Source organism: Shewanella sp. FDAARGOS_354 (assembly GCF_002209245.2).
Classification (GTDB): domain Bacteria; phylum Pseudomonadota; class Gammaproteobacteria; order Enterobacterales; family Shewanellaceae; genus Shewanella; species Shewanella xiamenensis.
Window position 1 is genome coordinate 254,060 of the sequence record NZ_CP022089.2, and the last position, 23,882, is coordinate 277,941.

Sequence of the window (23,882 nt, forward strand, 5' to 3'; positions counted from 1 at the left end):
AAAGAATAACTACGACTCAGATGCTACTCGGTTAGTGAATTTATCTTTCGTGTAAGTATTTGTAAATTAAATGTTAATGGTATGGCGGTTGGTAAAACTGCCTGAGGTAATAAGCGAATTTATTGAATAAATAATCAATTGTTACAACTTGTAACGAATGTGTTGGTGCTATTTATGTTTATTTATGTGGAAAAGGTGAATAAGTAAAAGTGAATTCTAGCGGCTTTAACAGCGAATAATGAGTTAAGATGATTGCTTAAGTGGTTGAAATTTAAATTTATAATTTTTTGGAATTAAAAGGTGAGAAATCTATAGTATTTTTAAGCGTTTGATGTTGAGTTTAATTCAAGTGATTGATTATGCAATTTTATTGAGTTGATGCGTCGGTGGTTTGGCATTTGCCAATTTATTGGCTTTTATGCATGAGCGCAACAGGATAATCGACTAGTGAGTGGTGGGTGAGATACATGAATCTCGGCAGAAATATAAAAAAGCGCCAACAGGCGCTTTTCCATCGTGAATCGAAACAGCAAGTTACTCTGTTTTAGGCTGAGCGTCGGCTAAGGTCTGATAACCGCCACCGTTATAGGTTTGAGTGTAACCCGCCGCGACTAAGGCTTCGGTCGCGATACTGCTGCGTCGACCGCTGCGGCAATACAACACCACTGGCGCATCTTTGGCGATACCGCGTTTAGCGAATTCTGCGGCGACTTGCTCAAAGGGAATATTAACCGCATTGGCTAAATGGCCCGCGGCAAATTCCTCAGGGGTGCGAACATCAAGCACCATGGCCCCAGCAGCGATTTTCTCCCATGCTACTTGAGGCTGTTGATCTGCCGCATTTGCTGCATGAGGTACTATGGAGAGTGACAAAAGACTCAATAGGGCTACTCCAAGTAATTTTTTACTGCCAAACAATAACTTGTTAAACACTGACTTTCTCCTTTGCAAATCTGCATTAACGTTGTTTAGCGATTTCAGCTTCGGATTTGACGCCGAGTTTGCGTAAAATCATTGCCGCTGGGCAAAAACCCGTGAAAGCGCTTTGGAATAGGTTAGCGCCTACGAAGGCGGTTAACCATAAAAAGTTATGGTGAACAAAAGCGGTTAATACCAAAGACAGTAACACCATAAATCCGGCAAAGGCCATAATGCTGCGTTCGAGTGACATAGCTTGCTCCTAGAGGCAGCGCGATGGCTGCCTATTGTGGGTTAATCAGCTGTTTGAGTTAAGTTTATGCGATTTTTCATCGCCGCGTAGTAAAGCACAGGGATCACGATTAGGGTCAGTAAGGTCGAGATAAAAATCCCGAAAATCAGACTGATCGCAAGTCCATTGAAAATCGGATCATCTAAAATAAACAGGGCGCCAATCATGGCCGCCAAAGCGGTCAGCATAATCGGTTTGGCTCGCACCGCACCCGAGTGGATCACTGCGCGCTCAAAGGGCACACCTGAGGCGGTTTCCTGATTGATAAAATCCACTAATAATATCGAGTTACGGACAATAATCCCCGCCAAGGCAATCATGCCAATCATCGAGGTGGCGGTAAATTGCGCACCAAGCAGGGCATGACCCGGCATCACTCCAATCACCGTCAGTGGGATGGGCGCCATAATGATAAGCGGCACGAGATAGGATCTAAATTGGGCGACGACCAATAAGTAAATTGCAATCATGCCCACGGCATAGGCGATACCCATATCTCTAAAAGTTTCATAGGTGATCTTCCATTCCCCGTCCCAAAGTACGGCCACTGAGTCTAAGCCTGTTGGTTGGTGGATATAATGCTGATCGAAACCTAAGCCACCGTCGCCGTCGATTTTGCCCGCCATGTCGAACATGCCATAGAGCGGACTGTCGAGCGGGCCTGCCATATCGGCAACCACCATCACCATAGGGATCATATTCTTATGGATAATAGGGGCATCGATTTTACCGCGCTTGATGGTCACCAGCTCAGACACGGGCACGGATTGCCCAGTTTGGCTTTGTAACTTCATGTTTAGCACTTGCTCTAAATCGATTTTCGCCCCTTCTTGCAGTTGCAGGCGGATAGGCACGGGGTGTTTTTGCTGAGCAATATGCAAGTAGCTTACATCCTTACCGCCCACTGAGGTCGCAATTAAATCAACGATATTGCTATAGGGTACTGCCATCAGGCTAGCTTTCGAGCGGTCGATCATCACCTGCCATTTTTGCTGTGCTGCGGGCAGGAAGATATCAATATCGACCACATCTTGAGTCTCACGGAACAGTGACTGCAGATCATAAGCTGCTTGTTCACGAATAGCAGGGCTTGGGCCATAGACTTCGGCTACAATCGGCGACCAGACTGGTGGGCCTGGTGGCACTTCAACCACTTTTATATTGGCTTGATATGGCGCACCTATTTGCTGTAGTTCCTCTCTCACTGAGAGTGCAATGCTATGGCTATCGCGTTTGCGATGCTTTTTATCGACTAAATTGACCTGAATATCGCCTAGTTCTTGGCTATTACGCAGGAAATAGTGACGCACTAAGCCGTTAAAGTTCATTGGCGCATTGGTGCCAGCATACAGCTGCAAATGTTCCACCTCAGGCACAGTGGCAAGGTAACGACTTAAATCCTGAAGTACGCGCTGGGTTTGTTCCACTGGTGTGCCTTCTGGCATGTCCACCATCACTTGGAACTCTGACTTATTATCGAAGGGCAGCATCTTTAACACCACGAGCTGACCTATGGGCAAGGCCACGGCGATACCGATCAAGACAAATACACCCGCAGCGAGTCCAATCCGTGCTTTACGGGCGCCTTTACCTAATAGGAAGGGGCCAATTAGACGGGTAAACAGGCGCACCATTTTACTTTCATTTATCACGGCATCGTCGCTGTGGACAGTTTCGGTCGCTGGGCCACTATGGTGTTTGAGCAGCTTACGGCTTAGCCAGGGCGTGACCACAAAGGCAACCACAAGGGAGATCAGCATGCCCATACTGGCGTTGATGGGAATCGGGCTCATGTATGGGCCCATTAATCCTGACACAAATGCCATGGGCAGCAGAGCGGCGATAACCGTAAAGGTGGCGAGAATCGTCGGGCCGCCGACTTCATCCACCGCAACGGGGATGAGTTCACTAAAGGATTTTTTACCCAGCGCCATATGCCTGTGAATGTTTTCCACTACCACAATGGCATCGTCGACCAAGATCCCGATGGAGAAAATCAGCGCGAAGAGTGACACTCGGTTGAGGGTAAATCCCCACGCCCATGAGGCGAATAGAGTGATCGCCAAGGTGATAATAATGGCGACACCGACCACTAAGGACTCGCGTGCGCCCATGGTTAAAAATACCAATACGACAACGGCGCTGGTGGCAAAAATCAGCTTAAGAATAAGGGTGTTAGATTTATCTGCCGCCGTCTCACCATAGTTGCGCGAAACAGTCACTTCGACATTGCTGGGGATCAATACATTCTTGACCTTAGCAATGCGATCAATCGTTGCATCGGCGATATCGACAGCGTTTTGCCCCGGTTGCTTACCTATGGCAATCGTCACCGCAGGGTAAATATCTGTCTTGTCACTGTGCCAAACGCTTTGAGTGGGAATATCACTCTTTAAACTGATGTCGGCGATATCGGCCAAATAAACCGGGGTAGGCTTGCCGTTTTTATCCTGCGAAATACTCACAACGAGCTGTTTTACATCGTCTATTGTTTGTAAAAATTGCCCAGCCTGAACCTTAATCTCTTGATTACCTTGTACTAAAGACGCAGGCATCGAGATGTGATTATTGTCATTTAGGCTTTGTCTCAACTTGTCGTAGGTGAGATTAAAGCTATTCATTTTGGCGGGATCGATGCGTACATTGGCCACTATCTCATGTTGGCCGACGGTGTATATCTCCCGCGTGCCAGAGATACGCTTGATTTCGGTTTCTAACCCTTGCGCAACATGGGTCAATTGTTCGGCCGAGACCTGTTTGTCCTTGGACCAGAGTGTTAGGCTGACAATAGGCACATCATCGATACCGCGTGGTTTAATCAATGGCTCGCCAACACCCGCGCCCTGCGGCAGTTTATCCATATTGGAATAAATCTGGTTGTAGAGACTCACTATGGCATCATTGCGGGTTACGCCGACTTTAAAGATCACAATGATCATGGCGCCATCGGGTTGGGAGAAAGAATAGAGCGTGTCTATCCCTTTGATTTCAGATATCACTTGCTCGGCGGGCAGGGTGACTAAGTTTTCAACTTCGGCCGGAGTGGCGCCAGGAAAGGGGATAAAGACGTCGGCAAAGGTAACGTCAATCTGCGGTTCTTCTTCCTTTGGGGTCACTAAAATAGCAAATAAGCCGAGCAATAAGCCTAAAAGTGCCAGCAGCGGTGTGATGGCACTGTTTTGGAAGGCGGCCGCAATCCGACCCGAAATACCAAGTGTCATCGGAGATTCATTAGCGTGTTTCATTCAACAACCTCATCAAATTGATATCGCTAGGGAATTTATTGCTTTTGTTCAAGCAACACTTGGTAAGCATCCACGGCGACAATATCTCCGGATTTAAGTCCTGCGAGAATTTCCACTTCACCATTGACAGGTTCTGATACTCGTACCTGAGTGAGTACAAATTGCTCGCCTTTTTTCAGGTAAACGCTACTGAGTTCATTCATAGTGATTAGCGCTGAAATCGGTAGCTGGATTTTTTCTCGCTCGCCATTTTTAAACAGCGCCTTGGCCCAAGTTCCGGGTTGCAGGTTAGGTTCATCCTTTGGCAGGTTAATCCGCACTTGATAGCTATGGCTCACGGGATCGGCAAAGCTAAAGATGGTGAGGTCCTTAGAGAGGATTTCACGACCATCATTTAAGCGTACTAAAAATTCTGGGGCGCTTTTTAGCTGTTGAATATAGCGTTGTGGCACTTGGGTGATAGCGCGCATTTGGCTTGGTGAAAATCCAGAGAGTAGCGGCTGACCGACAATCACGGTTTCACCTAATTCGACTAAACGCTCGGTAACAATCCCGCTAAATGGGGCCGATACCACAGTATATTTGAGAGACTCAGTCGCCTTGATAACCCGCGCCTTAGCCGCACTCACGGCTTGTTCGGCAGCTTTAGCATTGGCGGTTGCTTCATCCATAGCGCCTTTTGAAATCGCGCCTTGGGGAAAGAGCTCTTTGTAGCGTTTATATTGTGCCTGCGCCTCCACATTTAGTGCGGTGGCTTTGGCGAGATCGGCTTCATAGCTTGCGAGTTCAGCGCCTTGCTCTTTACTGGTGATCTCGAGTAAGGCTGCGCCTTCTGGTACCACATCATTGACATCGTAGTTGAGTTTGACGATACGCCCTGAGGTTTGCGCTGATACCGTGGCAGCTTTTACCGCCTCAATATTGGCATCTAAAGTCACCCAATTCGCGTAGGGTTTGCTCATCACTTCGAGAGTTTCTAAAGAAGATGCCTGCGTCGTGAAGGTAGAAAATGCTAATAATGTGAACAGAGTTCGTGATATTGCTGCCATAACAAATCATCCCAAAAGTAATTCATGAGTAAATTCTAATGGAGTTGGTTTCAATAGGCAATCAATATTTATTAGAAAAATATAATGTAATCGATTTCACTAATATAGGGGAAAGGCGAATGCGTTTTCCCTTACATCAATCGCCATCGTCATCATTTTTAAGCCGCAATCAGAGCGGCTTAAATATCAGTCGTTTAAATAATAGGTCAGCGTAGAAACAATGCGAATTTGTTTTATATAAGGCGTGCTGCTGTCACGGTCGGAAATCGTGAACTGGCCTTGGCTGGCACTCTTAATCTTACCCAGACGCGATTGTGAGTCCTTAGCAAACTTTTCGGCCACTTCCCGCGCATTTTGCGTTGCTTCTTGCACCATGGTCGGTTTGACATCATTGAGCGCCGTAAATAAAAACTCAGTGCGGTTTTCATAGTCTTGGCTGGCGATAGCAATGCCTTCTTTAACTAAGTTTATCATTTGCTTACGGGTGCTTAGCATGAGATCAATTTGTGAGGTATAGACAGAGAGATTAATCTTAGCCGAGTAACGATACCTGACATTGGGGTCGACATAGCCTTGGGCCTGACGGTCTTCGATGGATGGCAATGACACTGTAATCTCACTGTCGCTAAATCCACTTTCTTTAAGGAAGGCGATAACTCTGTCGGTTTTTTGCTGAACAGTTTCATAAAGCTTAGGGAGGTTGTTGTCGACTTCGGTGAAGTTAATCGGCCAGATAGCGATATTGGCTTTGACTTCTTTTTCGGCCAAGCCTTTAACCGTGACTGTGCGCTCTAAGGCTTTCATCTCTAATAATGCTGAGCTGGCGCTTTGTCCAACATAAACCATGCCTGCACATAAAAAACCACCGAGCACGATGGCGGGAAGTAGATAATTGCGTTGCATAACAGACTCTCTTGATAGAATTCCTTCAGATACCTTACTTCAATTAGCTAGCTTTGTGCATAGGCAAATGCCTAACACATTCAACTTTATACTAAATGCTCAGGTGTTATTCAGGATTAGCGTCATGCTGTTGTAAAAGTGGCTTGTAAGTTAACCTATTAGCTCATGGGTGGGATTGCACTAGGTTGCCACAATTCGACTTTATTACCATCGGGGTCAATAAACCAGCCGAAACGGCCGAATTCAGAGTCTTCAATATCGCCGATTTGCTCGCCGCCACCCTGCGTGACTTGAAGTAGGGCTTGCTCAAGATCGTCCACGATAAAGTTCACCATAAAGCTTTTATTAGTGGGGGCAAAATAGGTTGTGTTATCGTCAAACGGTGTCCATACATGGTAACTCGGGATGGATTTATCACTATGATAGAACGCCGCGCCTCCCCAGTTTTCAATAGGGATCTCAAGGTGAGTTTTATACCAGGTTGCTAAGGCAACGGGATCGGTACTTTTGAAGAAAATACCACCAAGTCCAATGACTTTTGCCATAAGGGTTATAGAGTGAGAGGAATATGGATTAACTTTAGACAATAAATACGCAAGATACAAAAAAGCCGCAAAAATGCGGCTTTTTTGTGTTCGAAACAGCTTAGAACTGGTAGCTGTACTGTACTGAGTAGTACATACCGCTTGATTCAGTTACCGCGTTCACAGGGCCTGTGATTGCGCTGTTTTCAATCAGGTGAACTTCTTCACCCTTAATAAAGGCAATACCAAAGTCAAGGGTGTTTTGTGGATTGATGTGGTAGCTCATACCTGCTGTGTACCAGTTACGGTCAGAGTCTGGGAATGAAATCGAACTAATCTCGTCTACAACGCCTTGGTCATGCATATAACCCGCACGAACGGTGAATTGTTCGTTGATGGTGTAAGTACCACCTAAGCTGAATAACCATGAATCTTTCCATTGGTATTCTTTAAGGGCGATATCACCTACGCTTTTAGTGGCTCCTACAGCTGCAATTGTTGCTGTACCGTCTTTAGCTGTAATTTGATCAAAGTTGCCCCACTTACTGTATTGCGCGGTATAGTGCAGTGCAAACTTAGGTGTAATCTGATGGAAGCCCGCAACTTGGAAAATATCTGCTAGCGGTACATCTAAACTATCAAAACTGGTCGTAACAGGAACCGTACCCACACCAGGTATTGTTGTTGAGGTGATGGTGTTGATATCCCCTTCAACATTGACTGTTGGGCTGAAACGGTAGCTGATACCGAAACGGTTATCTTTATCTAACTCAACTGTGGCACCCACAATACCACCAAATGCCCAGCCGTCTGCGTCTACGTCAACCAGCGGCGTGGTGCCCATATTACGGGTTAAACGACCTTCACCATAGACGGCATCTACACCCGCACCGATGCTGAACATATCGTTAATACGATATGACACGCTGGCGTTAAAGTTGACTGTTGTTACTTCTGTTTCACCAAGAAGGTCATAAGGTGCTGGTGAGCCTGCTGGTAAATTCTTCGAAAGTGAGCTGGCATCGGTACCTGTGCCGAAGTTAGAGAATGCCGCAAAACCTACGGCTAACTTATCGTCGATGGGGTGGATGTAGAAAATGTTTGGGATAACTTTAGAGCTACCTGCATCGTCGATGCTGCCTAAGTCATAGGCGCCACCGGCAAAGTTAACGTCTTTAACGTCAACAGTAATATCGGCATAGGTTAAGCCGAAAGAGATCGCATCTTTATCAAATAATGCCATCGCTGCGGGGTTACGCGATAACACTGAAGCGTTGTCAGCAATAACAGCATCACCTGCAAAAGCACGACCCATACCAGTGGCCGATTGACTGTTTAATTGGAAACCCGAAGCGAAAGTCTGTGAGCTCGCCAATGCAACAGCAACAGCAAGCAACGTCTTGTTGAATGATTTCATTATTATTCTCTCATTATTTTGATATTGGATTTTGTTCGGTCCTAGTTACCAGAACAACGCGCAAATCCTTTTATAGTCTTCGGCATGTTAGGGATTGTGTGTAATCTCAACAAGTCCGACCAGATTTGAAATTTGTTAGATTTCAGTTAATTAAAACTAGGTTGTACTTTAGCTTGAACGAATGGTCTGGCCAGATGCTTGGTATCTATGACTTTTAATTGGTGAGGTGGTTTTAATTGAGGTTAATACTTTGTAATGATGCGAAGGTTAATAAAATTATACAAATTGTAAAAAGCGTACACTTGTACGCTTTTTACAAGAAGAAGCGATATTCGGCGGTTATAACGCTGACTTAAATTGCTCAAATTCGGCGGTGATTTCATCGCTTGGTCGAGTGAGTTTACTCACAATTACACCGGCGATAATGGCAAACATAAATCCGGGCAAAATTTCATATAAGTCAAAAATACCGCCAGAAAGTTGCTTCCAAAATACCACGGTTAACGCACCGACGATAATCGTTGCGATAGCGCCATTACGGCTATAGTGCTTCCAAAACAGCGACAAAAGCACAACTGGGCCGAAGGCCGCACCAAATCCGGCCCACGCATAACTCACCAGGTTTAATACACTACTTTCAGGATTCAAGGCGATAACACCAGCAATCACTGCAATTGCAAGTACGCCCATGCGACCAACCATCATAAGTTCACGGTCATCTGCTTTAGGGCGTAACCATTTGCGGTAAAAGTCTTCGGTAATCACACTCGAGCACACCAATAATTGAGAATCAATGGTACTCATAATGGCCGATAAAATGGCAGCAATCAGTAAACCTCCTATCCAAGGATTAAATGCCGCCTGAGCTAAGTGAATGAAGACAGTTTCGGCATTTGCGAGTGGTTCATTGGCAAAATACAATGATCCCGCCAAGCCTGTCGCTAGGGCACCGAGCAGGGATAAAATCATCCAGCTCATGGCAATACGGCGTGACACAGGCAGCGCATCGGCACTACCGATCGCCATAAAGCGCGATAAAATATGTGGCTGACCAAAATAACCTAGTCCCCAAGCCAAGAGTGATAACAAACCAATCACGGTAGTTTTATCGCTGATTAATGCCAGCATGGCAGGATCGATAGATTCAATGCCTGCATGACTCTCGGGATGAGAAAATACCGCAAATGGGATGATCAGCAGGGCAATTAACATCAAACAGCCCTGAAAGAAGTCGGTCCAACTCACGGCAAAAAAACCGCCAATAAAGGTATAGCCAACGATAATGGCTGAGCCTATTACCAAGGCGACGTTGTAATCTAAACCAAAGACCTTTTCAAATAGAATGGCGCCGCCCACCATGCCAGAGGATGCGTAAAAGGTAAAAAACACCAGAATAGTGACCGCTGAAACCAGCTTGAGATACCCCTGTTTATCGTGAAACCGTTTCTCGAAAAAGTCGGGTAGGGTGAGAGCGTTATCCGCTAATTGGGTATAAATGCGTAAGCGTTTTGCTACAAATAACCAGTTCAGCCAAGCACCTATCACTAAGCCAATACCAATCCACGCTTCACCTAAACCACCTAAATATACCGCGCCGGGTAAGCCTAACAGTAACCAACCTGACATATCGGAGGCGCCAACGCTGAGTGCGGTTACGGCGGGGCCCATTTTGCGGCCACCTAAAATATAATCATCCACAGTATCGGTAGCACGGTAAGCCCAAAATCCGATGCCCATCATCAATACTAAATAGCCAACAAATGTGATTAAAATTGGGGTTTCAATCGTCATATTGTTTTTATCCCATCTTGTTATTATTAAAAGTGGCAAGCATGCTACCAGATGTTTGAGCAAGAGCCCATTAGTAGATGGAGATGTGATCAAAATCCAACCTCCGATCGTGAAAAAATACCGGAGGTGGATTTAAGAAAGGTTTATATATTAGTTGGTTAGATAAAGGTGTTGTTGATTTCGTCTTTTACAAAGCTAAGGTCTGCTTGATCCTCACCCACAAGCAAAATATAAGCATCGCGGGTTTCAAATCCCATTCCTTTATATTTGCCATCGGCAAAGGTGTTATCCAGTACCATACGTTTTTCAATCGGCACAATAAACAGTGTGACTTTGCCTTTTTCTGCTTGTAAAACTAAATGCAGACTCTTAACACCTTGAAAATCACAGTAAGAGGTGTAGTAAACTTTGCCTGGTTGTTCGATAAATTTTGCATTTTGAAGGTTTTTCATCGAGGCAAGCTGCGCATTCACTTGGCTGAAATTGACATTCTGATCAACCTGCAACGCCACTCCTTCATGGTAGACATGGGCTAATGCATGCTCAGCTAAATCCACTGGACCTAAACGTAGCAGGCTAAAACTGATGCCCACGATAAAGGCGATGGAGGCAGCCATCGCCACTAAAAAGCCCGTTTGACGTCGCTGTTTGTGGTGTTGTTGTAGTTGTTGGCGTAGGATGAGTTTATCGGCTAAGTCTTCCGGTACTTCCACTTTTAAGGCTTGGTTGAGTTTTGCATCGAAGCGTTTAAGCTCAGAAACAAGGGCCTGATGCTCAGGTTTGGCACGCATTTGCTCAAGAAACTCTGGGTCTTGATTATGAGGATCTTCATAAGCTTGACGTCTAAATTTAAGCTCATCCATTGGATTGACCTCTTACCTCTGTTTTCTCAAGTAATTCTTTCAATTGGTTCCTCGCCCGAAATAAGCGCGTCATTACTGTGTTACGATTCAGTTCCAACAGTTCGGCGATTTCATCCCCACTAAAACCACCAATCAATTGCAGTAGTAATGGCTCTCGATATTCGATATCCAACTTAGCGATTTGCCTTCTCAACCAGTACTGCTCGGTTTGCTCTTCAGTGCTGGAGGCTATGTGATCTTCTAAGCTGTCTTGCTCGACATCGGCGTAATCAAATTGTTTGCGCTCGAATCGACGGGCATTTTCACGTCTTAAAATCGTGATCAGCCAAGCCTTCGCCGCTTTATCATCCTGAAGGGAATCTAAAGAGCGCCACGCACGCAAGAAGGTTTCTTGGGTTATATCTTCAGCAACCGACTTATCACCGCACAACCAAAAGGCATAACGGAAAATATCGGCGTGCAGCGCCTTGACTAGGCTGTTATATCGTCGTTGTTTACTCAGCATGTCAGAAGAGACCGCAGGCTCAACGGATTTCTTTCGCCAGTTAGTAAACATTTTTTTGATTTTTTTTCTTTTTATTTTACGATTCAAAATATTACACCTTATTTATTCGAGTAAGCCGTCGCGCTGTTTAGGATTAGCCGTTTGGATTTAGCGGCCGTAATGGCGTAGATGGCTGCACCATGGTTTTTAGATTGCCGCTTTTTACCGCGCTTAACAATGCTTTTACCGCGTCAGCCAGTTGTGTACCGCTATTGGCTTTTCCGTCGTAGGCCAATGCTTGTAATTGGCGAATAGCCTCTGCTAATTCATTCGATTGTGCGGCAATTTTATCGAGCGTCATAGGGCGAGCGGCCTGCTCACTAAAGTATTGTTGTAATTGCTGCAAAATATCGCTGACATGACCTCTAGCGCAGGCCTGCTCCAAGCCTTTAAGACCATTGCCAAGGACGAGTGGTTGAGGTTGAACCTGAGTGTTAACAGGTCTTTGGCGCTTAAGTGCACGGCGCCAAGCAACCAAGGTCACGCCCCATGCAATCAATGTTACTAGCCATAGCAGGGCAAACAGATTGGCGCTCCAACTACCTTCATTGCGGGTGCTGGTGTTTGCCTGCCAGTTGGGTTCGATGGGCGTATCGACCACGGCGCCACCTTTTACTTCAATAGTGCGAGCGGGCAGGGTCGCGATTTCTTGGCGTTTAAGATGTGGATTCCACCAAGGTACTTTCACTTCCGGTAAGGTAAAAGTGCCTGCTTTACTGGGCACAATCGCTGAGGTAATACTGTATTGGGACACTATCTGCGCGTCACGCACAAAGCTCTGGCGCTGGGGTTTTTCGGGATAGGATTTGAGCTCTGGCGGCAGCCCTTGCACAATATCCGGTAGACTATTTTCATCGGCATTGGATGCCAACAAGGTGATTGTGCGGGTAATGGGACTACCAACAGTAAACTCTTTTACATCCTCAGGAAAACTCTCTTTTAATACTACCAAGTCGGCTACAAGCCATTGCCCAAGGAAGCTTGCTGGGGCCGGATTTACTTGAATGCTTAAGGACGGCGCACCTGCTTGCATAGGACGGCTTTCATTAAAGCCAAACATGCCACCGCGGCGTTGTGATTCTACTAATACATCACCAGAAAAGGTGGCGCCTTTAATGTTCACTTGGCCGGGCAAATCGGGAATGATGCCATAGGTGCGCTCAATGACGCGGTAACGACGGCCATCGATGATCTCCGAGCCGTCTTTATCTTCGCCAATTTGCTTAATCTGCGCGCCTTCGATAACGGGAGCATTAAGCACACCGCGTTGCAGTTCGACCGCAAGGTAGAGCTTCACTTTATAGGTGATAAGCTGGCCGACGTAGGCCTCATCACTCGATACCTTAGCATCGATAAACAGATTCTTAGCCTGCTCAGGTTGCGCACCGGCTTCGACTACTTTGAGGGGAATTTCGGCGGAGCTGACGCCATCAATACTAAAGGATGGAATGGTCAGTTGACCCTTTTGCTTTGGCGCTAGCAGCACTTGCCAGCGGGTTTCTTTAACCGCGTCAAAGTTCATGATCTGAGTGCTGCGGCTCACGCTGGTGCGACCCACAATAAAATCCTTTAGCAGGATGGAGGTGTCGAGTTTACCTGTGTCGACCTCATCGTCGGCACTGACATTGAGCACAAAGTACTCTCCCTCCATTACTGGATTGCGATCGACCGACGCCTCGAGTTTGCTCAGGGCAAAGGCGGGATTGATAACCGCGATGCAAAGAATGAGGAGGATAAAAAATTGTCTGATTACCACTGTTCGTTATCCCTTGATATTTGGCCATTTTGACGGCGTTTTTGATATTCGAGTTGCATCTTGTTTCGCAGCAACACCTGCGGATCTTCACTCACGCCTCGCAGTGCTCGCTGCATCTCCACGGGCAAAGGTTCACTGTTACTGGGCGGGGCTTCTAGTGTTTCACTGATGGCGGTTTCAGTGTCTTTATCTGCCTGCGACTGTTTATCTTTATCCGCTTTTTGCGCTAGGGCTTGTTGCTGTTCTTGCTCAGTGTTGGACTTATCATCCGCAACCTTTGCCTGCATTTGGGCTTCGTTGCTGGCTTGCTCTTCTGCATTATCTTCAGCATTGTTATCGGCGCTATTTTGCTGATTGGCTTCTTGCTGTGCCTGCTGTTGTTGATTTTTAGCTTCTTGCTGATCTCGTTGTGCTTTATCAGCATCTTGCTGTTTATCCTGCGCGCCTGGCTCAGCATTATCCTGCTGCTCGGATGAGGTGTCTTGATCCTGCGACGGTTTTTCGTCCGCTTGGTCGGCATTATTTTGCTGTTGGGACTGTTGCTCTTGAGACTGCTCTTGAGCTTGGTCGTTTTGCGAGGATTGCTGATCTTGCTGCTGGTTTTGTCCTTGCTGCTGATCGTTTTGGTTCTGTCCCTGTTGGTTTTGGTCGCCCTGAGACTGCTGATCTTGGTTGTCAGCATTTTGCTGGGATTGTTGCTGATCCAGCAGTTTTTCCGCTAACTCAAGGTTGGCCTTGGCCTGTGGGAAATCGGGTTGCTTGTCGAGCGCTGCTTGGTACCGTTCTTTAGCTTTATCGGGTTTGCCCATTTGCATCAGCGCGTTGCCTTGATTGTAAAGCCCATTGGCTGAATTATCTTGCTCAAAGGTTTTTAGCGCTTGTTCGAAATTGCCTGCCTTATATTGCGCAGCGCCTTGCCATTGGGGCGTTTCAAATTTTTGGGCTGCATTGGCATAATCTTCGGCTTGATAGGCCCGCATCGCTTGCTGCTCTTGGGTGTGCCAGAGCGAATCCCAGGCGCTGGCGTGGACGTTTTGCGGCAATGCGCCGAATAATAAACCAGCTAATCCCATCAACAGCCAGTTGGCGAGCATACCTTGCTTAAAGCTCAGCAGGGCAGGAATGAGTAAGAATAAGGCGAGGTAAGGGCCGAGATCCTGCCAGGTTTCACCATCGAGATCCGTGGCTTTGGCATCACCAGTATCGCTTAACCAATGTTGAAGTTGGACAAGATCCTCACCATCGGCGCGATTGGGGATCATAGTGCCATTATGGTTATCGGCTAATTTTTGCAGCAAGCCAAAGTCGGTTTTCGCGACGACAACCTCATTACTGCTATCTCGTTGTAGTTGACCATCGGGTAAGCGAATTGGTGCGCCTTGGGGGCTACCAAATCCCATAATCGCGAGGCGATATTGGCTGCCTGATAAGGCTGAGTTGGCCTCATCGAATTGTTTAGGCGTGATGCCATCCGTCATCACAATAATATCGCCACGAAGATGTCCACCCTGTGCCAGCAGGTTTTTGGCTTGGGTTAATGCGGCGGCTAAGTTTGACCCTAGCACGGGCATTATCTCAGGGCTTAAGGTGGGTAATAAATTGAGTAGTGTGCCCGTATCGCGGGTTAAGGGGCTTATGGTAAAGGCATCGCCGGCGAAGGCGATGAGCCCGGTTTCACCTTCTTTTAGGCCGCGTAATAAATCCGTCGCCCTAAACTTGGCTTGGGTTAAACGGTTAGGTGCCAAATCGGTGGCAAACATGGAGACGGACATATCCATCACCAGCACTCGGCCTTGCTCCGCGGCGAAGACGGGTAAAGATTGTTTATTGAGGGCGGGTCCCGCTAACGCTAACACGGCGATAAACCAAGAAAAGGCCAAGATATACAGCGGCCTGCGGGACTTTTGCGTTCCTTCTGTGACTAATATTTTTGCCAAATGTGGCGCAATATAACGATTCCACGCACTGTTAGTTGCATGCTGGCGCCAAAGCGTCCATAAAATAATCCCTAACGGCAATAGGGCGAGTAACCATTCAGGACGAATAAAATGCAGGCTCATTAACGGACATTCCCCCGCGGTGTGGCTGATAAAACAAGGGTTTTAGCGCGAGTAAAAAACGGTAACTGCGCTAGTGCAATCCAGAGACTGGTGAGAAGTGCTAATGCGAGCGGCCAGTAAAATAGCTCCGCTTGAGGGCGATAACTGAGTTGATCGCGGCTAACGGGTTCAAGTTTATCGATTTCTTGATAAATCTGCTCTAACTCCTGACTATTGCGGGCGCGGAAATAGCGGCCGTGGGTGACATCGGCAATCTGCTGCAGTTGGTTTTCATCCAAATCCATTGACGGATTGACGCGCTCACGACCAAAGAGGGTGCGTCTTTCCATGACATCGGCGCCCACGCCAACGGTATAAATCGTCACTTTACGATTGGCGGCAATTTGGGCCGCTTGCTCAGGATCGATATTACCGGCGTTATTTGAACCATCGGTCAATAGAACTAAAACCCTGTTACTCTCATCCATTTTATCGAAGCGTTTTACCGCCAGTGCAATCGATTCGCCGATCGCCGTTTGTTTACCTACAAGGCCAATCTGTGCCTCCTTTAAAAACTGGGCCACGGAACGTCTATCTTGGGTGAGCGGTGCTTGTAAATAGGCATGATCGGCAAATAAAATCAAACCGATGCGGTCGCCTTTGCGGCGTTCAATAAACTCACTGACCACGTGTTGGATGAGGGTAAAACGGTCGACCACTTTGCCGTCGATCACCATATCTTCAATCTGCATACTGCCGGATAAATCCACCGCCAGCATGAGATCGCGACCTTGGCTAGGGAGCTCAATTGGATCGCCAAGCCATTGTGGACGGGCGATAGCAAGCACTAACAAGCTCCACATTAACCAATAGCGTTTACGGCTTTGGCGGTTGTGGCTAGTGATATTGGCCTTGCCCGTTTGACTAATACCGGGCAGTTGCAGGCGCGCACCTTCGGCATGTACTGATTGGCGACGCCAAAAAATAAAAGGTAAAGGCAGTAAAATCAATGCAAAAGGCCAGGCTAAAGTTAACATTGCTCCTCCGCAGGCTTTGCTGGAGCCAGTGTTAATGCTGCTGACGTAGCCGGGTTTGGGTTTGTAGCCGCGTGCATTATCGGTGCGCTTAATTTGGCTTTTGAGGCAAACCAGCTGCGGGCGAGGGCCTGTAACTCACGGGCCTCGTCGGCGCTTAGTGGTTTAGCCTGATGGCGCTTTTCCAATAAGGGTCCAATGCGGCCACGCTGTTTTGCGGGCAAATGGCTATCTAACCAAGTTGCCCAAGCGGGGCCATCGAGTTTCGCTATTTCTTCTCTTGGTAAGTAACTCAGTGCAGTTCGTTTTAATAGCTGATTGACTTCCGAGGCGTACTGGCTTGAATTGGGGTCAAGTGCTGCAAACAAACCTTGGGCGGCTTTTTTCGGCGCTAAGTAAGCGGCGCGTTTTTTAAGCCAAAGGATCGCGCTGATGATTAGCACCAGCAGGATAGCAAGTACTAACCAATAGCCTACGGCCCATGGCCAAGCACCAATGGGATCGGGGAGAATAATATCCTGCAAATCCGCCAACATGGGATTTGGCGTTACAGCCTTATCCGAGGCTGGCGGTAAAGTTTGTGGGTTCACGCTTTGGACTCACTTATTCTTTCTGTTCATTGTCAACTGAATTGCTTCTCTGCCATGTGGTTACTGCAGTAATGCTAATTGCTCTGCAAGCGGTAAGCCTGCATCGATAAATTGGGTGTGTACCCTAAGCTTTTGCATCATGGTAATAAAGTCATTCTGTTGCTGGTGTTGCAGCGCAAGCCACGCCTGATAGCTATGGCGAGTCAACACTAAGTCTTGCTCCCCATCTCGGACGGGTAAACTGAACTGTTTAGGCAAATTCAGGTTACCTTGCCTCAAAGGGTCTGTTATCAAATACGCGCCAATATCACAGTGGCGTTTGAGTTCTGTCAGCGGCGCGATACATTGCGGCGTAAAATGGCTGCCATCGGTGATGATCCAAATTAATGAGCCCGGTTTAGCGATGCGTTGCAACCGCTGGCAGGCGCGCAGGATATGGTCAGGATCGCGCGGATGACTGCCGAGCTGATTGAGTTGCTGCTCGTGCACTCGGCGCAGGCCTGAGATGAGCTGCAATATCCCTTGGCGGCGACTGCGGGGTTTTAATTCAAGGTGCTCCGATTCGCAGGCGATTAAGGCGCCGAGTCGGTCGCCGTGGTTAATTGCGTTCCAGCCAAGCGTGGTAGCCAGATGCCCCGCTTGAACCGACTGTAACAGCAAACTCGAGCCAAAATACAGACTCTGGCTTAAATCGAGCAGCAGCAGAATAGGGCGCTCGCGCTCTTCGATAAAGAGTTTGGTGTGGGTTTGCCCAGTGCGGGCGGTGACGCGCCAATCTATGGTGCGGACATCGTCACCTTGCTGGTAATGGCGCACTTCGGCAAATTCCATCCCGCGGCCTTTGATTAGACTGCTGCGATGACCAGCCAGATTGGCGCGTGCCCGGCTGTGACGCTCTGGGATAGCCCGAGCGATGGTCTGGCAGGCGAGCAGTTCCTTCTCGGTTAAATGCAACCCGTCGGCAAACAAGGGCAAACCATTAAGAGGTAAGCCATGTTGTGCAACATCATTATGTAGGGATGCGTTTAGCGCACTGTTATTCATTCAACGTCACTCATTTAAAGCCATTTATTTAACTTAACGTTAGTTTGTTCGCCACCTGAACACATAGCTATGGGACTGTTTTATGGCGTTCAGGTCTAAGGCACGGCGACTTGAGTCAAAATATGGTTAATCACTTGGTCGCGGCTGACCCCTTCGGCCTGCGCTTGATAGCTCAGCAGCAGTCTGTGTCTTAATACATTGGGCGCAACAGCTTGAATATCCTCGGGAGAGACAAAATCGCGCTCGTGCAACCAGGCTCTGGCGCGGGCGCAGCGTTCAAGCGAAATCGTCGCACGAGGACTCACACCGTACTCTAACCATTTGGTCAGTTCGTCGCTGTAACGCGCGGGTTGGCGGGTTGCCATAATAATTTCGACTATGTATTTCTCTAGCGGCTCAGCTAGATAGATTTCCATTGCTTCATCACGGGCGGCAAAAATATCCGCTTGAGCAATCGGCTCTGTGGTTGGCAACTCGTGGGTGAGTGCTTCCTTACGGGATTGACGCAAGATTTCGATCTCAGTGTCGCCACTTGGGTAATCCAAATTCAGGTGCATTAAAAAACGGTCGAGTTGAGCTTCAGGCAGCGGATAAGTGCCTTCGTTTTCCAAGGGGTTTTGCGTTGCCATCACTAAAAATAACGGTGGCAATTTATAACTATTTTTCCCCACGGTCACTTGACCTTCGGCCATAGCCTCTAATAACGCCGATTGCACTTTAGCGGGGGCGCGGTTGATTTCATCGGCGAGGATCAGGTTATGGAAAATTGGACCAGCTTCAAATTCAAAGGTACCGGTTTGGGAGCGATAGATATCCGTTCCTGTTAAGTCGGCAGGCAGCAAGTCAGGGGTAAATTGGATCCGGTGAAAATCGCCTTCAACTCCGTCGCAAAGGGCTTTAACCGCGCGGGTTTTGGCAAGTCCTGGTGGACCTTCTACTAATAAATGGCCATTGGCGATGAGGGCAATGAGCAGATTTTCGGTCAGTACTGGCTGCCCTAAAACAACCTTATTTAGGTAAGTGCGTAATGCATGGAAGCGACTCAAAGGCATGATGCTACTCGTTTTTAGGTTGAAAATATCAATTGAAAATACGTGTGTGGGCTTAAGACAACGAATATGGTAAAGAATTCCCTAAGGGTTTGGCTAGTGTTAAAAAAACAAACAGGTGTTTAAAACTTGCTGACAAGAAGTTAGAATCAGATCACACTTTAATGGTCAGACCTGTTATTAGGCTTTTTGGGTGCCAAACAGCAGGGCAAACATGGAAATCGATAGCGCCGCCTGAAATCTCTCAGCGATAGCGCACATAAAGAGGGTGACAAATGAGTGATAGACAACAGGTAACTAATGCAAAGGGTGAGCGTATCGCTATTGTGGCGGGCTTAAGAACGCCATTTGCGAAACAGGCGACCGCATTCCACGGTATTTCGGCGCTTGATATGGGCAAAATGGTGGTTAACGAACTGCTTGTTCGTAGCGAACTGGATCCTAAATTGATTGAGCAACTCGTGTATGGTCAGGTGGTACAAATGCCTGCGGCACCGAATATTGCCCGTGAAATCGTATTAGGAACGGGTATGAATGTGTCTACCGATGCCTATAGCGTGACCCGTGCCTGTGCGACCAGTTTTCAATCGGCGGTGAATGTGGCTGAGTCAATCATGACCGGCAATATCGACATCGGGATTGCCGGCGGTGCCGACTCTTCTTCTGTATTACCTATTGGTGTGTCTAAAAAGCTCGCCCATGCCTTAGTCGATCTGAATAAAGCCCGCAGTTTTGGCCAAAAATTACAGATTTTCCGCCGTCTAGGCATTAAAGATTTATTGCCAGTACCACCTGCCGTTGCCGAGTATTCAACTGGATTGTCCATGGGACAAACCGCAGAGCAAATGGCCAAGACTTACAATATTAGCCGCGCCGATCAAGATGCGCTGGCGCACCGCTCCCACACGCTGGCGAGTGAAACTTGGGCTTCAGGCCATTTACGTGACGAAGTGATGGTGGCCCATGTTCCACCCTACAAACAGTTTATTGAGCGCGATAATAATATTCGTGAAAACTCTGATTTAAGCTCTTACGCCAAACTGCGTCCCGCTTTCGATAAAAAGCATGGCAGTGTGACGGCCGCTAACAGTACGCCGCTGACCGATGGCGCCTCGGCGATCATTTTGATGAGTGAAGGCCGTGCTAAAGCCTTAGGTTATCAACCAATTGGTTACATTAAGAGCTACGCATTTACCGCCATTGATGTATGGCAAGACATGCTCATGGGCCCATCTTATGCAACGCCATTGGCATTAAAGCGCGCCGGCATGGAATTAGAAGATTTAACCCTCATCGAAATGCATGAAGCTTTCGCGGCACAAACCCTAGCGAATATGCAGATGTTTGCCTCAAAGAAATTTGCCGAAGAAAAACTTGGCCGCAACCGCGCCATTGGCGACATCGATATGAGCAAATTTAACGTGCTCGGTGGTTCTTTAGCCTATGGCCATCCATTTGCGGCTACAGGTACGCGTTTAATCACTCAGGTTTGTCGTGAACTTAAACGACGTGGCGGCGGAACGGGTCTGGCAACTGCTTGTGCTGCGGGTGGTCTTGGTGCTGCAATGATTGTGGAAGTGGAGTAATGGCGATGGAAAAGACATTTAATTTAACCCGCCGTGAAGACGGTATCGCCATTCTAACGATGGACGTACCCGGCGAAACCATGAATACCCTCAAGGCAGAGTTTGGCCCTGAGATCAGTGAGATCCTGTCTGAGATTAAACGCGATTCGAGTATCCGTGGCCTAGTGCTGATTTCGGGCAAAAAAGATTCATTTGTTGCCGGTGCTGATATCTCTATGCTCGATGCTTGCCAAACGGCGGGCGATGCGAAAGCCTTATCCCAACAAGGGCATGTGGTGTTTAACGAGTTAGAAGCCTTGAATATCCCTGTGGTTGCCGCGATACATGGCGCCTGTTTAGGGGGCGGTTTAGAGCTTGCGCTTGCCTGCCATCAACGTGTATGCAGTGATGATGGCAAGACCATGCTGGGCGTACCCGAAGTGCAACTCGGTTTATTACCCGGTGGCGGCGGTACTCAGCGTTTGCCTCGTTTAGTGGGGATCACCACTGCGCTAGATATGATGTTGACGGGTAAACAAATTCGTCCAAAACAAGCGTTAAAGATGGGCTTAGTTAACGATGTGGTGCCACAGACGATTTTACTGCAAACCGCAGTGGAGATGGCGCTTGCGGGTAAAAAAACAGCTAAGCCAGTTAAAAAATCACTAGTAAACCAATTGCTTGAAGGTACTGGCTTTGGTCGCAACATTATTTTTGATCAAGCCGCTAAGCAAGTCGCTAAGAAAACCCAAGGTAACTACCCCGCGCCTGCAAAAATTATTGATTGCGTGCGTCAAGGTATGGCGAAGGGAATGCAAAAAGGGCTTGAGGTAGAAGCCAGCCATTTTGCGGAACTGGTGGTGTCGAAAGAATCTGAAGCGCTGCGCAGTATTTTCTTTGCAACCACAGAGATGAAGAAAGAAACCGGCGCCGAAGGGGCAACACCACGTAAAGTCAAAAAAGCCGTGATCTTAGGTGGCGGTTTGATGGGCGGTGGTATTGCTTCGGTCACCACGACTAAGGCTAAAATCCCTGCGCGGGTAAAAGACATTAACGAAAAGGGCTTAAGCAACGCGCTTTCCTACGCCTATAAGTTATTGGATAAAGGTGTTAAACGTCGTCATATGACGCCAGCTGCACGCGACAATTTAATGGCGCTGATGACAACGACGACCGAATACAAAGGCGTTAAGGATGCCGATATTGTTGTCGAAGCGGTATTTGAAGATTTAGCGCTTAAACATCAAATGGTTAAAGATATTGAGCGTGAATGCGGTGAGCACACGATTTTTGCGTCTAACACCTCATCGTTACCCATTGGTCAAATTGCACAAGCGGCTAGCCGTCCTGAAAATGTGATTGGCTTACATTACTTCTCGCCAGTAGAAAAAATGCCGCTGGTGGAAGTGATTGCCCACGCCAAAACCTCCCCAGAAACCATTGCCACCACGGTCGCCTTTGCCCGTAAACAGGGTAAAACACCAATCGTAGTACAAGATGGTGCGGGGTTTTATGTTAACCGCATCCTCGCGCTTTATATGAACGAAGCCGCACAATTGCTGCTAGAAGGGCAAAGTGTTGAACATCTCGATAAAGCGTTAGTGAAGTTTGGTTTCCCCGTTGGCCCTATCACTTTGCTTGATGAAGTCGGTATTGATGTGGGCGCTAAAATCGCTCCCATTCTTGAAAAAGAGCTTGGCGAGCGCTTTAAAGCCCCAGCTGCTTTCGACAAGCTGTTAAGCGACGATAGAAAGGGCCGTAAAAACGGCAAAGGTTTTTATCAGTATGGTGTTGCCAGCAAGAAAAAAGCCGTCGATGAAAGTGTGTATGGTGTATTAGGCATCAAGCCTGGTGTCGATAAAGAAATGAGCGCGGTAGCGGAACGCTGTGTAGTGCAAATGCTGAATGAAGCTGTGCGCTGCTTAGATGAAGGTATTATTGCTTCGCCGCGCGATGGTGATATCGGTGCTATCTTTGGTATCGGCTTTCCACCATTCTTGGGTGGACCATTCCATTATATTGATACTTTAGGTGCGGATAACTTAGTCAAAATACTTGAACGTTATCAAACGCAATATGGCGATCGATTTGAGCCTTGCCCACGCCTAAAGGCGATGGCGGCAGAAAAAGCTCGCTTCTTCTAACACTTAGATATCTTTGGTCAAAAAAGCGGCAATTTAATGCCGCTTTTTTTATTGCCTCAAGGCTAAGTTTTGCCTAAAAAACGTTCACATTTATTGGGGGGATCTTGTATTATGGCGACCTATTACGGCAGTTGTGCTGTTATACCGTATGTGCATATCTGATGTTGATTAATGCTTATAAGTAGCCTCGCTTGGAGTCTATTTGTATAGCGAATTGCTATTTTGGGTTTTCAATATCAGGACTTAGTCGATAAAGAGGTTGCTGTGGGATTGATGTTTTATATAGTTGCTGCCTTGTCGGTGAGTTGTTCGTGGTGTTTTGGGATTGCGGCTTTTAGAGCTGGGTTATCGGTAAGCTATTGGGCTGTAATGGGATTTATACTGGGTCCTTTAGCGTTTCCACTCTTTTCCTCCCATAAGCGTATAGCACTAAGAAGAATGTGTCAGAGTTCTGACGGAAGTCTGACTGCTTAATATAGATATGATTTGTCGTAAATGTGGCCAATAAAAAAGGAGCATCAAGCTCCTTTTTATTGGCCTAGGCTGTGCGCTAGCTGAGTAGCTCTAGACTATCTAAATAATAAGGTTTCCACATTTAGATGGAATTAATTCCACCAACCCTTTGCAGGGATCACTTCAAGGTGGTTTAAGCCTTCTGGTAATTTTACTTTTTTACGAACAGGCTTTGCCAAACCAAGTGCTTTTTTGAGTGAGTTAATCATCATTAGCTCCTTGTCTCTAAAATTTATTAAACCATTAAGCCAAAGTTGTTTCTGAGAAGCGAACGTTTGGCACAGAAGCCACTTCTGCAGGCTTAAAGCGCACGTTTGGTACGGAAGCCACTTCTACAGGCTTAAAGCGCACGTTTGGAACTGATGCAACTTCAGTTGGCTTGAAGCGTACGTTTGGCACAGAAGCAACTTCAACAGGGTTTAAGTGTACATTAGCAGCTGCCTCGGTTTCTATTTGAGGAGTGTGTGCTGTAAAGCCAATGGTAGACAGTAAAGCTGCTGCGGTAAGAATTCCTTTCATCGTTTTATCTCTCAGGGTAGTTGATAATATTTTATTTTTTGACACTGGACATCTATTGCAGATGTTGTGCCAATGTTTCAAAC

At 47.2% G+C, this 23,882-nt stretch carries 19 protein-coding genes; 2 read left to right on the top strand and 17 right to left on the bottom strand.

Annotated elements, in window-relative coordinates; all coding sequences use genetic code 11:
• Positions 1 to 534: 534 nt before the first annotated feature.
• The 16 genes from CEQ32_RS01310 to CEQ32_RS01385 form a co-directional block, all read right to left on the bottom strand.
• Positions 535 to 933: a rhodanese-like domain-containing protein gene (locus CEQ32_RS01310; RefSeq protein ID WP_037428230.1), complete on the bottom strand. Its 399-nt coding sequence runs from the start codon at positions 931 to 933 to the stop codon at positions 535 to 537.
• Between the two features lie 25 nt (positions 934 to 958).
• A complete protein-coding gene (locus CEQ32_RS01315; protein ID WP_069455258.1) occupies positions 959 to 1,171 on the bottom strand; it encodes a DUF2892 domain-containing protein in 213 nt (70 codons plus the stop codon).
• A 41-nt stretch (positions 1,172 to 1,212) separates the two neighbouring features.
• The gene (locus CEQ32_RS01320; RefSeq protein WP_069455257.1) at positions 1,213 to 4,455 is read right to left on the bottom strand and encodes an efflux RND transporter permease subunit; all 3,243 of its coding nucleotides are present in this window, start codon (positions 4,453 to 4,455) and stop codon (positions 1,213 to 1,215) included.
• A gap of 35 nt (positions 4,456 to 4,490) precedes the next feature.
• Positions 4,491 to 5,504 (bottom strand): efflux RND transporter periplasmic adaptor subunit, encoded by a 1,014-nt coding sequence (locus CEQ32_RS01325; protein WP_069455256.1) that lies wholly within the window; start codon positions 5,502 to 5,504, stop codon positions 4,491 to 4,493.
• Positions 5,505 to 5,690: 186 nt separating this feature from the next.
• The gene (locus CEQ32_RS01330) at positions 5,691 to 6,407 is read right to left on the bottom strand and encodes an SIMPL domain-containing protein (RefSeq protein ID WP_069455255.1); all 717 of its coding nucleotides are present in this window, start codon (positions 6,405 to 6,407) and stop codon (positions 5,691 to 5,693) included.
• Positions 6,408 to 6,565: 158 nt separating this feature from the next.
• Complete coding sequence (locus tag CEQ32_RS01335) at positions 6,566 to 6,952, bottom strand: VOC family protein (RefSeq protein ID WP_037428235.1); 387 nt, start codon at positions 6,950 to 6,952, stop codon at positions 6,566 to 6,568.
• 100 nt (positions 6,953 to 7,052) lie between these two features.
• On the bottom strand, positions 7,053 to 8,348 hold the full coding sequence (locus tag CEQ32_RS01340; RefSeq protein ID WP_069455254.1) for an OmpP1/FadL family transporter: 1,296 nt from the start codon (positions 8,346 to 8,348) through the stop codon (positions 7,053 to 7,055).
• Positions 8,349 to 8,687: 339 nt separating this feature from the next.
• Entirely contained in the window at positions 8,688 to 10,139 is a 1,452-nt protein-coding gene (gene putP, locus CEQ32_RS01345; RefSeq protein ID WP_069455253.1) for a sodium/proline symporter PutP, read from the bottom strand.
• Positions 10,140 to 10,297: 158 nt separating this feature from the next.
• Complete coding sequence (locus CEQ32_RS01350) at positions 10,298 to 11,002, bottom strand: DUF3379 domain-containing protein (protein ID WP_037420207.1); 705 nt, start codon at positions 11,000 to 11,002, stop codon at positions 10,298 to 10,300.
• Positions 10,995 to 11,558, bottom strand: coding sequence for a sigma-70 family RNA polymerase sigma factor (locus CEQ32_RS01355; RefSeq protein ID WP_088586930.1), 564 nt, complete (start codon positions 11,556 to 11,558; stop codon positions 10,995 to 10,997). The genes CEQ32_RS01350 and CEQ32_RS01355 overlap by 8 nt, the downstream gene beginning before the upstream one ends.
• An 82-nt stretch (positions 11,559 to 11,640) precedes the next feature.
• Positions 11,641 to 13,302, bottom strand: a complete 1,662-nt coding sequence (locus CEQ32_RS01360) for a BatD family protein (RefSeq protein ID WP_088585358.1) — start codon at positions 13,300 to 13,302, stop codon at positions 11,641 to 11,643.
• Positions 13,296 to 15,362 carry a VWA domain-containing protein gene (locus CEQ32_RS01365; protein WP_088585359.1) on the bottom strand — a complete coding sequence of 689 codons (2,067 nt, stop codon included), beginning with the start codon at positions 15,360 to 15,362 and terminating at the stop codon, positions 13,296 to 13,298. Before CEQ32_RS01365 ends, CEQ32_RS01360 begins: the two co-directional genes overlap by 7 nt.
• Positions 15,362 to 16,378 (bottom strand): vWA domain-containing protein, encoded by a 1,017-nt coding sequence (locus CEQ32_RS01370; protein WP_088585360.1) that lies wholly within the window; start codon positions 16,376 to 16,378, stop codon positions 15,362 to 15,364. Before CEQ32_RS01370 ends, CEQ32_RS01365 begins: the two co-directional genes overlap by 1 nt.
• A complete protein-coding gene (locus tag CEQ32_RS01375; protein WP_088585361.1) occupies positions 16,372 to 16,965 on the bottom strand; it encodes a DUF4381 domain-containing protein in 594 nt (197 codons plus the stop codon). The genes CEQ32_RS01370 and CEQ32_RS01375 overlap by 7 nt, the downstream gene beginning before the upstream one ends.
• Positions 16,966 to 17,025: 60 nt before the next feature.
• Complete coding sequence (locus CEQ32_RS01380; RefSeq protein ID WP_037420190.1) at positions 17,026 to 18,009, bottom strand: DUF58 domain-containing protein; 984 nt, start codon at positions 18,007 to 18,009, stop codon at positions 17,026 to 17,028.
• Positions 18,010 to 18,104: 95 nt separating this feature from the next.
• Positions 18,105 to 19,061 carry an AAA family ATPase gene (locus tag CEQ32_RS01385; protein ID WP_047535105.1) on the bottom strand — a complete coding sequence of 319 codons (957 nt, stop codon included), beginning with the start codon at positions 19,059 to 19,061 and terminating at the stop codon, positions 18,105 to 18,107.
• A 272-nt stretch (positions 19,062 to 19,333) separates the two neighbouring features.
• On the opposite strand from CEQ32_RS01385, the gene fadI reads away from it, so the two are divergent.
• Positions 19,334 to 20,644: an acetyl-CoA C-acyltransferase FadI gene (gene fadI / locus CEQ32_RS01390; protein ID WP_088585362.1), complete on the top strand. Its 1,311-nt coding sequence runs from the start codon at positions 19,334 to 19,336 to the stop codon at positions 20,642 to 20,644.
• A 5-nt stretch (positions 20,645 to 20,649) separates the two neighbouring features.
• Positions 20,650 to 22,767: a fatty acid oxidation complex subunit alpha FadJ gene (gene fadJ, locus CEQ32_RS01395; RefSeq protein WP_037420294.1), complete on the top strand. Its 2,118-nt coding sequence runs from the start codon at positions 20,650 to 20,652 to the stop codon at positions 22,765 to 22,767.
• A 756-nt stretch (positions 22,768 to 23,523) separates the two neighbouring features.
• Here the strand turns inward: fadJ and CEQ32_RS01410 are convergent.
• Positions 23,524 to 23,844 (bottom strand): hypothetical protein, encoded by a 321-nt coding sequence (locus tag CEQ32_RS01410; RefSeq protein WP_146128712.1) that lies wholly within the window; start codon positions 23,842 to 23,844, stop codon positions 23,524 to 23,526.
• Between the last annotated feature and the right edge of the window lie 38 nt (positions 23,845 to 23,882).

Bases quoted from the DNA above. Each gene is read 5' to 3' on its own strand.
- CEQ32_RS01315 (WP_069455258.1), bottom strand. From the start codon at position 1,171: ATGTCACTCGAACGCAGCATTATGGCCTTTGCCGGATTTATGGTGTTA.
- CEQ32_RS01320 (WP_069455257.1), bottom strand. From the start codon at position 4,455: ATGAAACACGCTAATGAATCTCCGATGACACTTGGTATTTCGGGTCGG.
- CEQ32_RS01325 (WP_069455256.1), bottom strand. From the start codon at position 5,504: ATGGCAGCAATATCACGAACTCTGTTCACATTATTAGCATTTTCTACC.
- CEQ32_RS01330 (WP_069455255.1), bottom strand. From the start codon at position 6,407: ATGCAACGCAATTATCTACTTCCCGCCATCGTGCTCGGTGGTTTTTTA.
- CEQ32_RS01335 (WP_037428235.1), bottom strand. From the start codon at position 6,952: ATGGCAAAAGTCATTGGACTTGGTGGTATTTTCTTCAAAAGTACCGAT.
- CEQ32_RS01340 (WP_069455254.1), bottom strand. From the start codon at position 8,348: ATGAAATCATTCAACAAGACGTTGCTTGCTGTTGCTGTTGCATTGGCG.
- putP (WP_069455253.1), bottom strand. From the start codon at position 10,139: ATGACGATTGAAACCCCAATTTTAATCACATTTGTTGGCTATTTAGTA.
- CEQ32_RS01350 (WP_037420207.1), bottom strand. From the start codon at position 11,002: ATGGATGAGCTTAAATTTAGACGTCAAGCTTATGAAGATCCTCATAAT.
- CEQ32_RS01355 (WP_088586930.1), bottom strand. From the start codon at position 11,558: ATGTTTACTAACTGGCGAAAGAAATCCGTTGAGCCTGCGGTCTCTTCT.
- CEQ32_RS01365 (WP_088585359.1), bottom strand. From the start codon at position 15,362: ATGAGCCTGCATTTTATTCGTCCTGAATGGTTACTCGCCCTATTGCCG.
- CEQ32_RS01370 (WP_088585360.1), bottom strand. From the start codon at position 16,378: ATGTTAACTTTAGCCTGGCCTTTTGCATTGATTTTACTGCCTTTACCT.
- CEQ32_RS01380 (WP_037420190.1), bottom strand. From the start codon at position 18,009: ATGAATAACAGTGCGCTAAACGCATCCCTACATAATGATGTTGCACAA.
- CEQ32_RS01385 (WP_047535105.1), bottom strand. From the start codon at position 19,061: ATGCCTTTGAGTCGCTTCCATGCATTACGCACTTACCTAAATAAGGTT.
- fadI (WP_088585362.1), top strand. From the start codon at position 19,334: ATGAGTGATAGACAACAGGTAACTAATGCAAAGGGTGAGCGTATCGCT.
- fadJ (WP_037420294.1), top strand. From the start codon at position 20,650: ATGGAAAAGACATTTAATTTAACCCGCCGTGAAGACGGTATCGCCATT.